Annotated in this window: 13 protein-coding genes; 12 read left to right on the top strand and 1 reads right to left on the bottom strand. The window is 44.2% G+C overall.

Annotated elements, in window-relative coordinates; translation table 11 throughout:
- The first annotated feature begins 8 nt into the window (after nt 1-8).
- A complete protein-coding gene (hemN, locus tag ACEYKX_RS08020; RefSeq protein ID WP_373766451.1) occupies nt 9-1,376 on the top strand; it encodes an oxygen-independent coproporphyrinogen III oxidase in 1,368 nt (455 codons plus the stop codon).
- Nucleotides 1,377-1,480: 104 nt separating this feature from the next.
- Nucleotides 1,481-3,814: an LPS assembly protein LptD gene (gene lptD, locus ACEYKX_RS08015; RefSeq protein WP_373766452.1), complete on the top strand. Its 2,334-nt coding sequence runs from the start codon at nt 1,481-1,483 to the stop codon at nt 3,812-3,814.
- Nucleotides 3,815-3,854: 40 nt separating this feature from the next.
- Here lptD and yfbV read toward each other — a convergent pair whose 3' ends face one another.
- Nucleotides 3,855-4,289 carry a terminus macrodomain insulation protein YfbV gene (gene yfbV / locus ACEYKX_RS08010; RefSeq protein ID WP_373766453.1) on the bottom strand — a complete coding sequence of 145 codons (435 nt, stop codon included), beginning with the start codon at nt 4,287-4,289 and terminating at the stop codon, nt 3,855-3,857.
- 138 nt (nt 4,290-4,427) lie between these two features.
- On the opposite strand from yfbV, the gene ACEYKX_RS08005 reads away from it, so the two are divergent.
- From ACEYKX_RS08005 to fadD, 10 genes are all read left to right on the top strand, one after another.
- Complete coding sequence (locus ACEYKX_RS08005) at nt 4,428-5,162, top strand: hypothetical protein (protein ID WP_373766454.1); 735 nt, start codon at nt 4,428-4,430, stop codon at nt 5,160-5,162.
- 9 nt (nt 5,163-5,171) lie between these two features.
- Nucleotides 5,172-5,726, top strand: a complete 555-nt coding sequence (locus ACEYKX_RS08000) for a septation protein A (protein ID WP_373766455.1) — start codon at nt 5,172-5,174, stop codon at nt 5,724-5,726.
- On the top strand, nt 5,716-6,159 hold the full coding sequence (gene yciA / locus ACEYKX_RS07995) for an acyl-CoA thioester hydrolase YciA (RefSeq protein WP_373766456.1): 444 nt from the start codon (nt 5,716-5,718) through the stop codon (nt 6,157-6,159). Before ACEYKX_RS08000 ends, yciA begins: the two co-directional genes overlap by 11 nt.
- 14 nt (nt 6,160-6,173) lie before the next feature.
- Entirely contained in the window at nt 6,174-6,470 is a 297-nt protein-coding gene (locus tag ACEYKX_RS07990) for a YciI family protein (RefSeq protein WP_373766457.1), read from the top strand.
- Nucleotides 6,471-6,553: 83 nt separating this feature from the next.
- Nucleotides 6,554-9,463 (top strand): bifunctional [glutamate--ammonia ligase]-adenylyl-L-tyrosine phosphorylase/[glutamate--ammonia-ligase] adenylyltransferase, encoded by a 2,910-nt coding sequence (gene glnE, locus ACEYKX_RS07985; protein WP_373766458.1) that lies wholly within the window; start codon nt 6,554-6,556, stop codon nt 9,461-9,463.
- A gap of 4 nt (nt 9,464-9,467) precedes the next feature.
- Nucleotides 9,468-10,217, top strand: coding sequence for a copper homeostasis protein CutC (locus ACEYKX_RS07980; protein WP_373766459.1), 750 nt, complete (start codon nt 9,468-9,470; stop codon nt 10,215-10,217).
- Nucleotides 10,214-10,603 (top strand): hypothetical protein, encoded by a 390-nt coding sequence (locus tag ACEYKX_RS07975; RefSeq protein ID WP_373766460.1) that lies wholly within the window; start codon nt 10,214-10,216, stop codon nt 10,601-10,603. The genes ACEYKX_RS07980 and ACEYKX_RS07975 overlap by 4 nt, the downstream gene beginning before the upstream one ends.
- A 166-nt stretch (nt 10,604-10,769) precedes the next feature.
- Nucleotides 10,770-11,744 (top strand): MucB/RseB C-terminal domain-containing protein, encoded by a 975-nt coding sequence (locus tag ACEYKX_RS07970; protein ID WP_373780702.1) that lies wholly within the window; start codon nt 10,770-10,772, stop codon nt 11,742-11,744.
- Between the two features lie 5 nt (nt 11,745-11,749).
- Nucleotides 11,750-12,178: a SoxR reducing system RseC family protein gene (locus tag ACEYKX_RS07965; RefSeq protein WP_373766462.1), complete on the top strand. Its 429-nt coding sequence runs from the start codon at nt 11,750-11,752 to the stop codon at nt 12,176-12,178.
- Between the two features lie 12 nt (nt 12,179-12,190).
- Nucleotides 12,191-13,894 carry a long-chain-fatty-acid--CoA ligase FadD gene (gene fadD / locus ACEYKX_RS07960; RefSeq protein WP_373766463.1) on the top strand — a complete coding sequence of 568 codons (1,704 nt, stop codon included), beginning with the start codon at nt 12,191-12,193 and terminating at the stop codon, nt 13,892-13,894.
- Nucleotides 13,895-13,963 lie beyond the last annotated feature (69 nt).

Genomic DNA, 13,963 nt, shown 5'->3' with positions numbered 1-13,963 from the left:
GCAAGTCAATGTCAGAAATTATTTGGGATATAAATCTTATCCAAAAATATAACCAATCCGGTCCGCGTTATACCTCTTATCCGACGGCATTGGAATTTAGTGAATCTTATAACGATGATGATTTCATCGCGGCAGCCGGGCGTTACCCGAACAAACCGTTATCGCTTTACGTTCATATTCCGTTTTGCCATAAGCTTTGTTATTTTTGCGCATGTAATAAAATCATTACCCGTCATCAACATAAAGTCGATATTTATTTAGATTATCTTGAGAAAGAAATTAAATACCGAGCGGCATTATTTAAACACCGTACCGTGACCCAAATCCATTGGGGTGGCGGTACGCCGACGTATTTGGACGAAGAACAATCATTGCGTTTAATGGCGATGTTGAAAAAGCATTTTAATGTCAGCGAACAGGCGGAAATCAGTATTGAAATGGATCCGCGTGAAATTGAATTGGACATGTTGGATCACCTGCGTGCGATTGGTTTTAACCGAATCAGCATGGGGATTCAGGATTTTAATAAAGAAGTTCAAAAATTAGTCAATCGTGAGCAGGACGAAGCGTTTATTTTCGCATTGATGCAACGTGCCAAAGCCCTCGGTTTTGCTTCCATTAATATTGATTTGATTTACGGTTTGCCGAAACAGACGGTAGACAGTTTTATGTTTACGTTGCAAAAAGTGATTGAGTTAAATCCGGACCGAATGAGCGTGTTTAACTATGCGCATTTACCGAGCCGTTTTGCCGCACAGATCAAAATCAAAGACGATATGCTCCCGCCGCCGGAAGTAAAATTGGCGATTTTGCAGCAAACGATCGAGACGTTAAATCAAGCCGGTTATACCTTTATCGGGATGGATCACTTTGCCAAACCGGATGATGAACTCGCCGTGGCGCAGAAAAAAGGGGAATTGCATCGGAATTTCCAAGGCTATACCACACAAGAAGATGCCGATTTATTGGGCATGGGCGTCTCGGCAATCAGCTTGCTGGGTGACAGCTACGCGCAAAATCATAAAGAACTGAAACAATATTATGCCGAAGTGGAAATGCGGGGCATTGCGTTACATAAAGGGCTAAGCATGACGAAAGACGACTGCTTGCGGCGTGATGTGATTAAAGCATTAATTTGTAATTTCAAATTAGATTATGCCCCTATAGAAAACGCATATCAGATTGAGTTTAAAACGTATTTTTCGGAAGACTTAACGTTATTGGCACCGTTGGCAAAAGACGGGTTGCTTGAAATCGGTGAAAAAAGCATCGTGGTTTCACCTCGCGGTCGCTTGTTGATCCGAAATATTTGTATGTGTTTTGATATTTATTCGAGACAGCAAGCAAAAAGACAGCAATTTTCGCGAATTATTTAACCGCCTTTTTACCGAATCGACGTTTACAAGCGGTCGGTTTCGGATAATTTTTTGCAAAGACGCAGATCATGTGTCTTCACATTGAAATGCAATAGGATAATGGTATGAAACGACATCATTACAGCTTACTTTCTCTTGCCGTGTCGGCGGCATGTTACAGTAACTATGCGGTTGCCGATTTAAAAAGCCAATGTTTATTGGGCGTACCGCAATTTCAGGGGGAGATTGTACAGGGTGATCAAACCCGGTTACCCGTTTATATTGAAGCGGATAGTGCTGTGATTAATCAACCGACGGATGCGACGTATACCGGCGATGTTTCCGTTAAACAAGGGAATCGTTCGCTTTGGGCGGAGCAGGTTCGCGTAGAACAACAAGGCGAAAATACGCGTAATGCTTATGTGACGGGTAAGTTTGATTATAAAGATAATTTAATTCAGGCGTCGGGTAATGATGCAAAAGTGAATCTTGTCGATAATACCGCCGAGTTAGGCAGTGCGAGTTATCAATTAGTCGGTCGCCAAGGGCGAGGAACATCGGAAAATGCGGTGGCTGGTGAGGGAACCCGTGTTATGAAAAACGCCAGTTTCACCTCTTGTTTACCGGATGATGATTCATGGTCCGTTGAAGCGAACGAGATGATTCAGCATGTGAAAGAAGAGTATGCCGAAATGTGGCATGCCCGTTTTAAAGTCAAAGGTGTGCCGGTATTCTATTCGCCGTACCTACAATTCCCGATCGGTGATCGTCGCCGTTCCGGTTTATTGATTCCGAGCGCGAGACATTCCAGTCGCGACGGGGTCAGCTATTCCCAACCGATTTATTGGAATATTGCACCGACAATGGATGCGACCCTCACGCCGGTATACTATTCCAAACGCGGTTGGCAGTGGAAACCGGAATTCCGTTATTTAAACCTTCTTGGAGAAGGCACCGTTGCAGCGGAATATTTAAACAAAGATCGTTTATCGGAATGGACCGAAAAGAATCGCTCCCGCTATTTGTTATTTTGGAAACACAATGTGAATTTCTTAAGTAATTGGCGTTTTTCGGCGGATTATACCCGTGTCAGTGACAGACGTTATTTTACGGATTTTGACTCGGACTACGGAAGCAGTACGGACGGTTATGCAACCCAGCAATTTAAATTAGGTTATTATCAACCGAACTATAATATTTCCATTGCGGCTAAAAAATTCCAGACTTTTGATGATTCCGGCATCAAACCTTATCGGGTTTTTCCTCAAATTGATTTCAACTACTATAAAAATGAATTGGTGAGAAACGGTGATTTTGCTTTCTTTGCTCAGATCTCACATTTTGATAATGACAGTAAAACGATGCCGACGGCATGGCGTTTCCATGCGGAACCGTCAATTAATTTCCCGTTTGCCAACCGGTTCGGTAGCCTTGACATCGAAACCAAATTCTATGCCACACAATATTTACAGAAAAAAGGAACGGCAAATGATGCGGAAGAGGTTGAACGCAGTGTTTCGCGTATGATTCCACAATTCAAAGTGGATCTGAAAACCACATTGGAAGCGGATAAGCAGTTATTTAACGGCTTTACCCAAGTGTTGGAACCGAGAGCGCAATACCTTTACCGAACTTACCGTAACCAACGCTATATCGGTTCGAGACGTCAGCAAAGTCTCGGTTTAGGTTACGATTCCGCCTTATTGCAGCAAGATTATTATTCGTTATTTAATGATCGCCGTTACAGTGGTTTAGACCGTATCGCCTCGGCAAACCAATTTACCTTAGGCGGAACGACCCGTTTCTTTAGCGATAAAACGGGTGATGAGGTGTTTAACTTTAGTGCGGGGCAAATTTACTATATTACGCCGTCAAAAGTAGACAGTACGTCGGAAAATACAACGGCGAAGCGTTCTTCGTCATGGTCATTGGAATCCAACTGGAAATTCCACCCGCAATGGAACTGGCACGGCAGTTATCAATACGATACGCGTTTAAACGAAACCTCGTTGACGAATATGTCATTGCAATATAAGCCGAAAGAAAACAATGTCATTCAGTTAAACTACCGTTATGCAAGTAAAAATTACATTGACCAAAACTTGAGTAGTAATAGGTACGGGCAAGACATTAAACAGATCGGGGCGGTCGTCGGTTGGGAAGTGACCGATAATGTGGCGATGATGGTCAGCCATTATCATGATTTGGCATTGAGTAAACCGGTCGAAAGTCAATTGGGGATCACCTATAGTACTTGCTGTTGGAGTACCACGCTTTATACGGCACGTCGTTTAACCGCGACTCCGACGGGTAAGAGCGATACGATTAACGACTTTTACTATGACAACCGATTCGGGGTCAATTTTGAATTGCGCTTCGGCACCCACTACAACAGCGGCGTACCGAAACTCTTGAAGAAGGGTATTATTCCTTATACGGAAGCATTCAATATCAACTAAACGAAAGGGCATCGTAGGATGCCCTTTTGCTTATCGTCATTTACAGTTCGTTAAAATAACTGTCTCCCCACGTCTCTTCGGCAAGGCGGAGCAAATTTGCAAAATCTTGATAAGAAGGCACCGCTTGATCGGTGATTTTATGCTTTTCACGGATAAGTTTTTGACGTAATTCCTCATACCATTTAAGTAACGAAAGCGGTAACGGTGATTTTGCCCGTTTTCCTAACCAGTAGAGTCCTTGGAACGGAATACTGAGGGCAAAAAAGGAGGTCAACGTCGCATTGGCCAGCACCGATTGTTCCGGGTCATGGAAAAAATATTGCCAAATCAGAGCAAAGCAGGCGAAGGCAGGCATAAAACGAGAAGCGAATTTCACTAATCGAATAAAGCGATAATCGGGCATAAACAGCCCCAATTTTTTCTGATTCGGAAACGTATTCAGATAACGTTGTCCCGCTTGTAAAGTCGTGTACATAGTAAAAGGTAATAAATCGTTCGCTGACTTAAATGGATAACATTGTAACGGACTGATGAAAATCTACAATAGCGAAGTGGTTTAACAGTTGCTATACTTTGCAACATTTTCGTTACTTCTCTTTTAAAGGATCACAGAATGCCGATTAAATTTCCCGACTTATTACAAGACAGTTGGAACTTCATGCGTAATCAATTACCGTTTTCCCTTTTTTCCGTCGGTTTGTTGATGATATTGCAACTGACAAGTCATTACATCATGCCGAAATCGGCGGTGCCTCAACATGTACAAAGTCTTGATGCGAGCGGGCTGTTGATTTTAATTCTGCCGGCGATTCTCTTTGCATTGCTGAATATTTTGGCGAACGCCTTAATTATTTTGAACATTAAAGCCATTAATGACGGAGGGTATCAGCATTTCTTCCGGCATATCGGCGATGCGGTTAAAGTCTTTTTACCGTTAATGCTGATCAATATTGTCATGGTGTTACCCCTGTCAATCGGCGTTTCATTCGGCGGAACCGTCGGGCAAGCGGATGCCGGTTTGGCGATTTTGATACTACCGTTAATGCTCTCCGGTATTTATATTTTCGTGAAGTTAAATTTAGCCCCTTACGCCTACTTAGTTGAGGAGCCGAGAATGCGTGTATCGGAAACCCTTAAATTTACTTGGGGGCTAACCCGTGGAAAAATGAGCATGATGTTCCTTTTTTGTCTTATCGCTTATGTAATGCCGATTTTGTTAGGTGCAATGATCGGGCGGATCAATGAGCCGACCGGTTTGTTGGTTGCGCTCTTTAGCGGATTGGTGGGAACATTTACCGCCATTTTCGCTTTCCGTTTTTATCAGGTTTATCGTCGAATGCCGGGGTAATCAGTAGATATGAAACAGTTACTTGAATTTATTCCGCTAATTCTTTTTTTTGTTGTGTACAAAACATACGGTGTACAAGAAGCGGCATTGGTTTTAGTCGGCGCAACCATTGTACAGTTTGCCGTATTAAAAGTGTTGTATAAGAAAGTTGAGAAAAACCAATGGATTATGGGGATTGCCGTCGTTTTTTTCGGCTTACTTACCGCCTATTTTAATGATTTGGCTTTTCTGAAATGGAAAGTCACCTTGGTGAATGCCTTGTTTGCCGTTGCACTATTGATTAGCCAGTTTGTCTTTAAGAAGCCACTGGTACAAATGTTATTAGGTAAAGAATTGGTGCTTCCGCAAGCGGTTTGGAGTAAGCTTAACCTCGGCTGGGCAGGCTTCTTTATCCTTTGTATGATCATTAATATTATCATCAGTGAATTTTTTTCGAATGACGCTTGGGCAAATTTTAAAGTCTTCGGATTAACCGGCTTGAGTTTTGCCGCCGTGATCGTAACCGGATTTTATTTATATCCTTATTTAAAACAGCAGGAAGAGCAGAAAGGCAATGAAAACTAATCAATCGAATCGAACCCCGGAAGGCACATTGATTTTACGAACTCTCGCCATGCCGTCAGACACCAATGCGAACGGCGATATTTTCGGCGGGTGGATTATGTCGCAAATGGACATGGGCGGCGCTATTTTAGCCAAAGAATTGGCAAAAGGCAGAGTGGTCACCGTATCCGTTGACAGCATGAGCTTTTTACGCCCCGTATCGGTCGGCGACGTCGTTTGTTGTTATGGTAAATGCGTCAAAGTCGGTCGTACGTCCATGCAGGTCAAAGTGGAAGTGTGGATTAAAAAAGTGTATGAAGGCGTACGGGATCGCCATTGTGTAACGGAAGCGCTCTTTACCTTCGTCGCCATCGACAAAAACGGCAAACCCCGTCCGATTCCGCGTGAAGACAACCCTGAATTAGACCAAGCTCTCGGCTTACTTGAACCCTAACACGGAGATAAACTATGTATTACGTTATTTTTGCTCAAGATATTCCCGGTACGCTTGCCAAGCGTTTAGCCGTACGTGAAAAACATTTAGCGCGCTTACAACAATTGCAAGCCGAAGATCGTTTACTGACGGCGGGACCGAATCCGGCAATCGACGATGAAAATCCGGGAGACGCCGGTTTTACCGGGTCGACCGTCATTGCGAAATTTGACTCGTTGGAGGCGGCGAAGCAGTGGGCGAGTGAGGATCCTTACGTGGAAGCCGGCGTATACGGCGAGGTGATTGTCAAGCCGTTCAAAAAAGTCTTTTAACTGAGACAAGCGGGTAGATTAGTAAAATAATTTGCAAATCTACCCGCTTGTTTTTGTATTGTCATAAATATCGCGAGAGAGTCATGCCAGCATCTTTTTTCCATCAAGCCGAGCAAACATTGAAAGCGTTGTCGGCGCAACACGGCATCCTATTGGATTTGCAAAATTCCAACCGAATCGAACCGCTTGTTACCGCGATTGCCCTGTCGGATTTTGTCGCCCAACAATTACAAAAGCAGCCGACGCTATTGATTGAGTGGCTTGAAACATTACCGACTATCGCTGATTGCGGCAACTATACCGAACGTTTGGCGTCAGCTCTAGATACCGTTAAAGAAGAAGAGGAATTCCATCGTGTCCTGCGCCGGTTTCGTCACCGTGAGATGGCAAGGTTGAGTTTTGTACAATCGAATTATCCGCTGCAAGTACAGGCAGTATTTGAAGCGTTATCGGATTTGGCGGAAGCATTGATTTTGGGTGCAAGAGACTGGCTGTTTGAGCGCTTGTGTTCGGAATACGGTGTACCGATGAATGAATTGGGCGAACCGCAAGAACTGCTCATTTTAGGCATGGGAAAGCTCGGCGGGCGTGAGTTGAATTTTTCGTCGGATATCGATTTGATTTTTACCTATCCGGATATCGGTGAAACGGTAGGCGGTAAAAAAACGCTCGACAACGGCAAGTTTTTTACCCGCTTAGGGCAACGTTTAATTCGGGCGTTGGATGAAATTACCTTGGACGGATTTGTTTATCGAACCGACATGCGCTTGCGCCCTTTCGGTGACAGCGGTGCATTGGTACTGAGTTTTGCGGCGATGGAAGATTATTATCAAGAACAAGGGCGGGATTGGGAACGTTATGCGATGATTAAAGCCAAAATTCTCGGCGACGATCCGAATAACATCAATCATAAATATCTTAAACAGATGTTACGCCCGTTTGTGTACCGCCGTTATTTGGATTTCGGTGCGATTCAATCGTTACGCGACATGAAGCATAAAATCAGTCGGGAAGTGTTACGACGCGGTTTGGTTGATAACATTAAACTTGGCGCGGGCGGTATTCGGGAAGTGGAATTCATCGTACAAACCTTCCAGATGATGCGCGGCGGGCGCGATAAATCCCTTCAACAGCGCAGCTTGCTGGCGGTATTGCCGCAACTTGCCGAGTTGAATTTGTTAACCCGACAACAAATCGAACGGTTAAAGGAGGCTTATCTTTTCTTACGTCATGTCGAAAATATACTGCAGGCGATCAACGATCAACAAACCCAAACGTTGCCGACGGATGAAAAAGATCGTCGGCGAATCGCATTTTCCGTCGCACAGCGTGAGCGGGGGCTGAATCCGCAGGTATATCAATCCGATGACACGGATGATTATTGGGTGGATTTTATTAAGCGGTTAACCTTTCACCAACAGAATGTACGAGCCGTTTTTAATGAATTGATCGGTGAAGAAAATGAGTCTGACGATTCGCCTGAAAATGAGAAGCTGGCGGCATGGCATGATATTTTACATTATCAAATGACAGCGGACGATTTGGCTTCCTGCCTGCAAGATTATCCGGTCGATCCGCAAGATTATGAAACGATTTACCGATTGTTATCTACGACATTTCAAGATTGGGTCAAACGTTCGATTGGGGTAAGAGGGCGTGAAGTATTGCGTCGACTCATACCGAAAATCGTCGATGCGATTTTCAGTCAAGCCGACTATGTCGTATTACTTCCTCGGATTTTAAATATCGTCGATAAAATTACGACGCGGACAACCTATTTGGAATTGTTGCTGGAAAAAGAACAGATTTTGCCGCAATTGCTCACCTTATGCGGACAATCCGTCATGATTGCCGAACAAATTGCTCGTTATCCGATGTTGTTGGATGAACTGATTTTGCAAAAAAGCTTAACGAACATCATTGAGCTTGACCAATATGCGGTGGTATTGCATGAATATTTGTTGCGGATTCCCGAAGAAGATGAAGAAGCAATGTTTGATGCGTTGCGCCAGTTTAAACAAAGTCAAATTTTGCGGATTGCCGCAGCAGATATTCTGGGCGTATTACCGGTAATGAAGATCAGCGACCATCTTACCTATTTGGCGGAAGCCATTATCGGCGCAGTAGTGAATATGGCTTGGCGGCAAACGACCCAACGATTCGGTACGCCGCAACACCTTGTTGACGGCGAACAAGATTTCGTGGTAATCGGTTACGGTAAGTTGGGCGGTATTGAGTTGGGCTATAACTCTGATTTGGACTTGGTTTTCTTGCATAATGCTCCGGAAGACAGCGAAACGGTCGGCGGTAAAAAATCCATTTCCGCTCACCAATTTTATTTAAAATTAGCGCAGAAAATTAATGCAATCTTTAATTTGAATACCAGTGCCGGCGTGTTATATGACGTGGATATGCGTTTACGCCCGTCCGGTGAGGCAGGGCTGCTGGTTAGTACGTTTAATGCCTATGAACAATATCAGAAGGAAGAAGCATGGACGTGGGAATCTCAAGCGTTGGTTCGGGCAAGAGCCGTATACGGTACGGCGGATTTGCGCCAAAAATTTGAAGCGATTAGGATGAGTACGTTGGCAATGCCGCGTACAAGCGGTCAGTTACGCGAAGAAATTTGCAAAATGCGGGAAAAAATGTACCTACATTTGAGTAAAACCCCGGTAGAGCAATTTCATTTGAAAACCGATCAAGGCGGGATCACCGACATTGAATTTATCGCACAATATTTAGTGCTGAATTATGCTCACCGCCATCCTCAAATGGCGGTATGGTCGGATAATGTGCGTATTTTTGACAGTGCGACGGCGTGCGGCGTTTTATCGGCGGAGCAAGGCGAACAATTGAAACATTGCTATACCGCTTTACGTAACCGCATTCATCATTTAAATTTGTTAAACAAAGAAAGTATCGTCGAGTCGAGCGAATTTGTTGCAGAAAGAGCGATAGTTAAAGCCAATTGGGATCACTTGTTTAAGGAGTAAACGTATGAATCATCCGCTCATTGAAATTTGTGTCGATAATTTGGAATCGTTAATGACGGCAAATCAATTTCCGATCCAACGTATTGAACTGTGTTCCGCATTATCCGTCGGCGGCATTACCCCGAATTACGGCTTGCTGAAACGTGCGGTTGAAATGTCTACGTTGCCTTTAGCGGTCATGATTCGTCCTCGAGCAGGCGATTTTCTGTATAGTGAGTACGAAGTGCAGGTGATGTTCAATGATATTGAAATGGCGCGAAATTTAGGAATTAACCATATTGTGATTGGTGCATTAACCGCAGATGCGGAGATTGATATGGACACTACGAGAGCATTGATGACCGTAGCTCAAGGCATGGACGTAACGTTCCACCGAGCCTTTGATTTATGCCGTGATCCTTATATTGCATTAGAACAGTTAATTGAACTGGGGTGTGATTATGTATTAACCTCAGGGCAAGCGCCAAATGCGTTACAAGGTGTAACGATATTAAAGCAACTAATCGCTCAAGCCGGTAACCGTATTCAAATTATGGCAGGGTGTGGTATTACGGCGGAGAATGTTACGGAACTGATGCGTCAGACCGGGGTGTCGGCATTGCATTTTTCTGCAAAAAGTGAGCGACAAAGTGCAATGGCGGCAACTTCCGCCGCTACCATGGGTAGTAACGCGGAACAAGATCGCCGAATGATAGTGACCGATCCGATAAAAGTTGCCGATATTTTACAACGCATCAAAGAGGTGGATGTATGAAATTAATAAAAACCGCGTTCGTGTTTTCAATGATATCCGTATTAAGCGCCTGTGCATTGACACCGGAGCAAAAAGCCGAGCGTGAAGCGAAGCGTATTAGAGCCGAACAGGCGTTGCAGGTCAAATTAGCGAAGCAGTGTGATGTGGAGACGGCGGAGTTAATTCACGAATACTATAACCCTCCGCTAAGTCGTACGGCCGAGGAGGAAAAGCGGTTCAACCAACGTTATACGGATAAAGTCAATAACCCGATGTTCCAAGCATGTTATAAACTGGCGTTGCAGCATCATCATGCGCAGGAAGAAATTCAGCGCATGCGCCATTATTACGACGATGATTTCCGTTGGCGCTTCGGATTCGGTCCTTTCTGCTATGCCTGTTGGTAAACGGCTACAAGCGGTCGGATTCTTGAAATAATTTACAAATTGAAAACCGTTTGGATCAATGAGTATTCAAACGGTTTTTTGTTATAAATTATGCTGTTTTTTGTCAATGAAATGCATTGATTCTTGTAAAAATTTGTTACAATCGCACCGCTTGTATGAATAGAAAATGAAACCAATGAAGATATATCCGTTTATTGCTTTTTGGGTCTTGTGGTTTTTGCCGTTGTCGGTATGGGCGGAACAACCGAAAACCCCTTTAGCTTACCTGAATGCCATGACGAAAGCGCATCAGACGCTGAATTACGAACAGCTTTATACTTTGCAGCAAGGCGAGAACACCGACGCTTTGCGTTACCGTCATGCCTATTGGAACGGTCGGGAATATGCACAATTATTGCTGTTGGACGGCGCTCGCGAAGAGATGATTTTACGGGATAATACCGTCAGTTATTTCGGGGATTTCCAGCCTTTTCGCCTGCAGAGTCGCCATATTTTGGATAATTTGCCTTCGGTACTGTATGCCGATTTCGATAAGCTGAAAGAGTATACGTTTATCGACGCCGGGCGGACTCGTGTGGCGGATCGTATCGCCCGTATTATTCGAATAGTGGCGAAGGACGATTTTCGTTACCAATATACGCTTTGGATTGATGAAGAAAACTATTTATTGTTAAGAAGTGATTTAACCGATCGCAATAATCAGGTATTGGAGCAATTTCGCGTGATTCAAAGTATCGTAGACGAACAATTTTTGTATATCGTTGAGCCGATTACGTCATTGATTTTACCGACACTGATTTCAACGGAAGCTCAAACGCCACACTTACTGACATGGCAACCGACGTGGTTGCCAAGCGGTTTTAATGAAATCGCATCGGGGCGACAAAGTTTATCGGAATTTTTTATTGATGATGAACAGATTGAAAGCCAGTTATACAGCGACGGTTTATTCACCTTTACCGTTTATTTGGTCGAAAACCGAGGAATTATTTTTAACGAACAGTTTTGGCGTGACGGAAAAATCAGTATTTACAGCCAAACGGTCGGCGATAAAGATATTGTCGTTGTCGGTGAAATTCCGTTAGTGTCGGCACGTTATATCGTGCAGGAACTTAGTCATAAAGTGCAGGCGGAGAACTAAATGCTATGATGATCGAACAAGCGACCGTATTACGTTATCACAACGGTATTGCTACCGTACAATGCTACGCCAAATCGGGCTGTGGCGGTTGCAGTGCACAAGACGGTTGCGGAGTGAAATCTCTTTCCGCTCTTGCCGGTGAAAAGCGGGCTCCGCAATTTGAGTTAGCAGTTGATCAGCCTTTAAACGAGGGAGATCGCATTGAGATCGGTTTGGCGGAAAAAAGCGTGTTATACAGCGTCTTTTGGCTATACGGTGTACCGTTAATGACAATTCTCGTCTCAGCCCTTTTGTTATCGCACCGGATTGAAAACGAATTAGTGGTGGCATTGGGTATATTGGTTTGTACTGCGGTAACGTTTCTATTGATTAAAAAGAAAATGGGGCAAAAAGCACAACGGGAATTTATTCCGGTGTTTTTACGAAAAGTATAAAGGAGACCTCAAATGGAAAAAATTTGGTTTGAAAATTATCCCAACGATGCTCAACGCATTTTAAATGTCGAGCGATACGAATCCTTGGTTGACATGTTTGAGCAATCGGTGAACCAACATCCGGATATGCCGGCGTACATTAATATGGGACAAATTTTAACCTATCGTAAATTGGAAGAACGTAGTCGAGCTTTTGCCGCTTATTTACAAAACGAATTACGTTTGGAAAAAGGTAACCGCATTGCATTGATGATGCCGAATTTATTGCAATATCCGATTGCCTTATTCGGTGCACTGCGCGCCGGGCTTGTTGTGGTGAATGTGAACCCGTTGTATACGCCGCGCGAATTGGAACATCAATTGAATGACAGCGGTGCCAAAGCGATTGTCGTGGTCTCGAATTTTGCCGCAACGCTTGAGAAAGTCGTGTTTAATACGGAGGTCAAGCACGTGATTTTAACCCGTATGGGCGATCAGCTTTCTTTCGGTAAACGGACATTGGTCAATTTTGTGGTGAAATACGTGAAAAAATTGGTGCCGAAATACAAATTGCCGAATGCCGTCAGTTTTCGCGAAGCGCTAAGCATCGGTAAACAGCGTCAATATGTCAAACCGATCATGTATAAAACCGATCTCGCTTTTTTACAATATACCGGCGGTACGACCGGTGTGGCGAAAGGCGCAATGTTAACCCACAGTAATGTCGTCGCCAATATTGAACAGGCAAAATGGGTTGCCGCCCCGTTATTAAAGAATATCGGTCAGGATCGTATAGCGGTAATTGCCTTACCGCTGTACCACATTTTTGCCCTGACGGTAAACTGCTTACTCTTTATCGAACTGGGCTTAACCGGTTTGTTGATTACCAACCCGCGTGATATTCCGGGTTTTGTTAAAGAATTAAAAAAATACCCGGTGTTGGCGATTACCGGTGTGAATACGTTATTTAATGCCTTGTTGAATAATGAATCTCTCAAAGAAGTCGATTTTTCCCGTTTGCGACTTTCCGTCGGCGGGGGAGCAGCCGTGCAACGGGCGGTTGCGGAACGTTGGCATAAGGCGACCGGCTGCCACATTATCGAAGGTTACGGCATGACCGAATGTTCTCCGCTCATTGCCGCCACCCGTAACGATTCTACCGAATATTCCGGTTCTATCGGCGTACCCGTGCCGAATACGGACATCCGTATTGTCGATGATGCCGGACAAGATTTGCCGTTAGGAGAACGCGGTGAGTTGTGGGTAAAAGGTCCGCAAGTCATGTTAGGTTATTGGAAACGCCCGGAAGATACGGCGGAAGTGTTGAAAGACGGTTGGGTCGCCACCGGTGATATTGTCGAAATGGGGCAAGATCTCAATTTGCGTATTGTCGATCGGAAAAAAGATATGATCATTGTGTCCGGTTTTAATGTATATCCGAATGAAATTGAAGATATCGTCGTATTGCATCCTAAAGTGAATGAGGCGGTCGTGGTCGGGATTCCGAGTGATGCTACCGGTGAAAGCATCAAAGTGTATGTCACGAAAAAAGATGAAAGCCTAACTCGTGACGAACTGCGAAATCACTGCCGTCAACATTTAACCGGTTATAAAATTCCGCGTGATATTGAGTTTCGTGACGAACTGCCGAAAAGCAATGTCGGTAAAATTCTCCGCCGAGTACTACGTGATGAAGAAATCGAGCGGATAAAAGCGCAATCTCAAGCGAAAGGTTAAGTGCCATTCCAACATCATAAAGCCGTTGAATCCGTCAACGGCTTTATTGTTTACAAGCGGTCCGTTTGT

The organism is Glaesserella sp., assembly GCF_041817755.1.
Lineage (GTDB): Bacteria > Pseudomonadota > Gammaproteobacteria > Enterobacterales > Pasteurellaceae > Glaesserella.
This window is presented reverse-complemented; position numbering and strand designations above follow the sequence as displayed.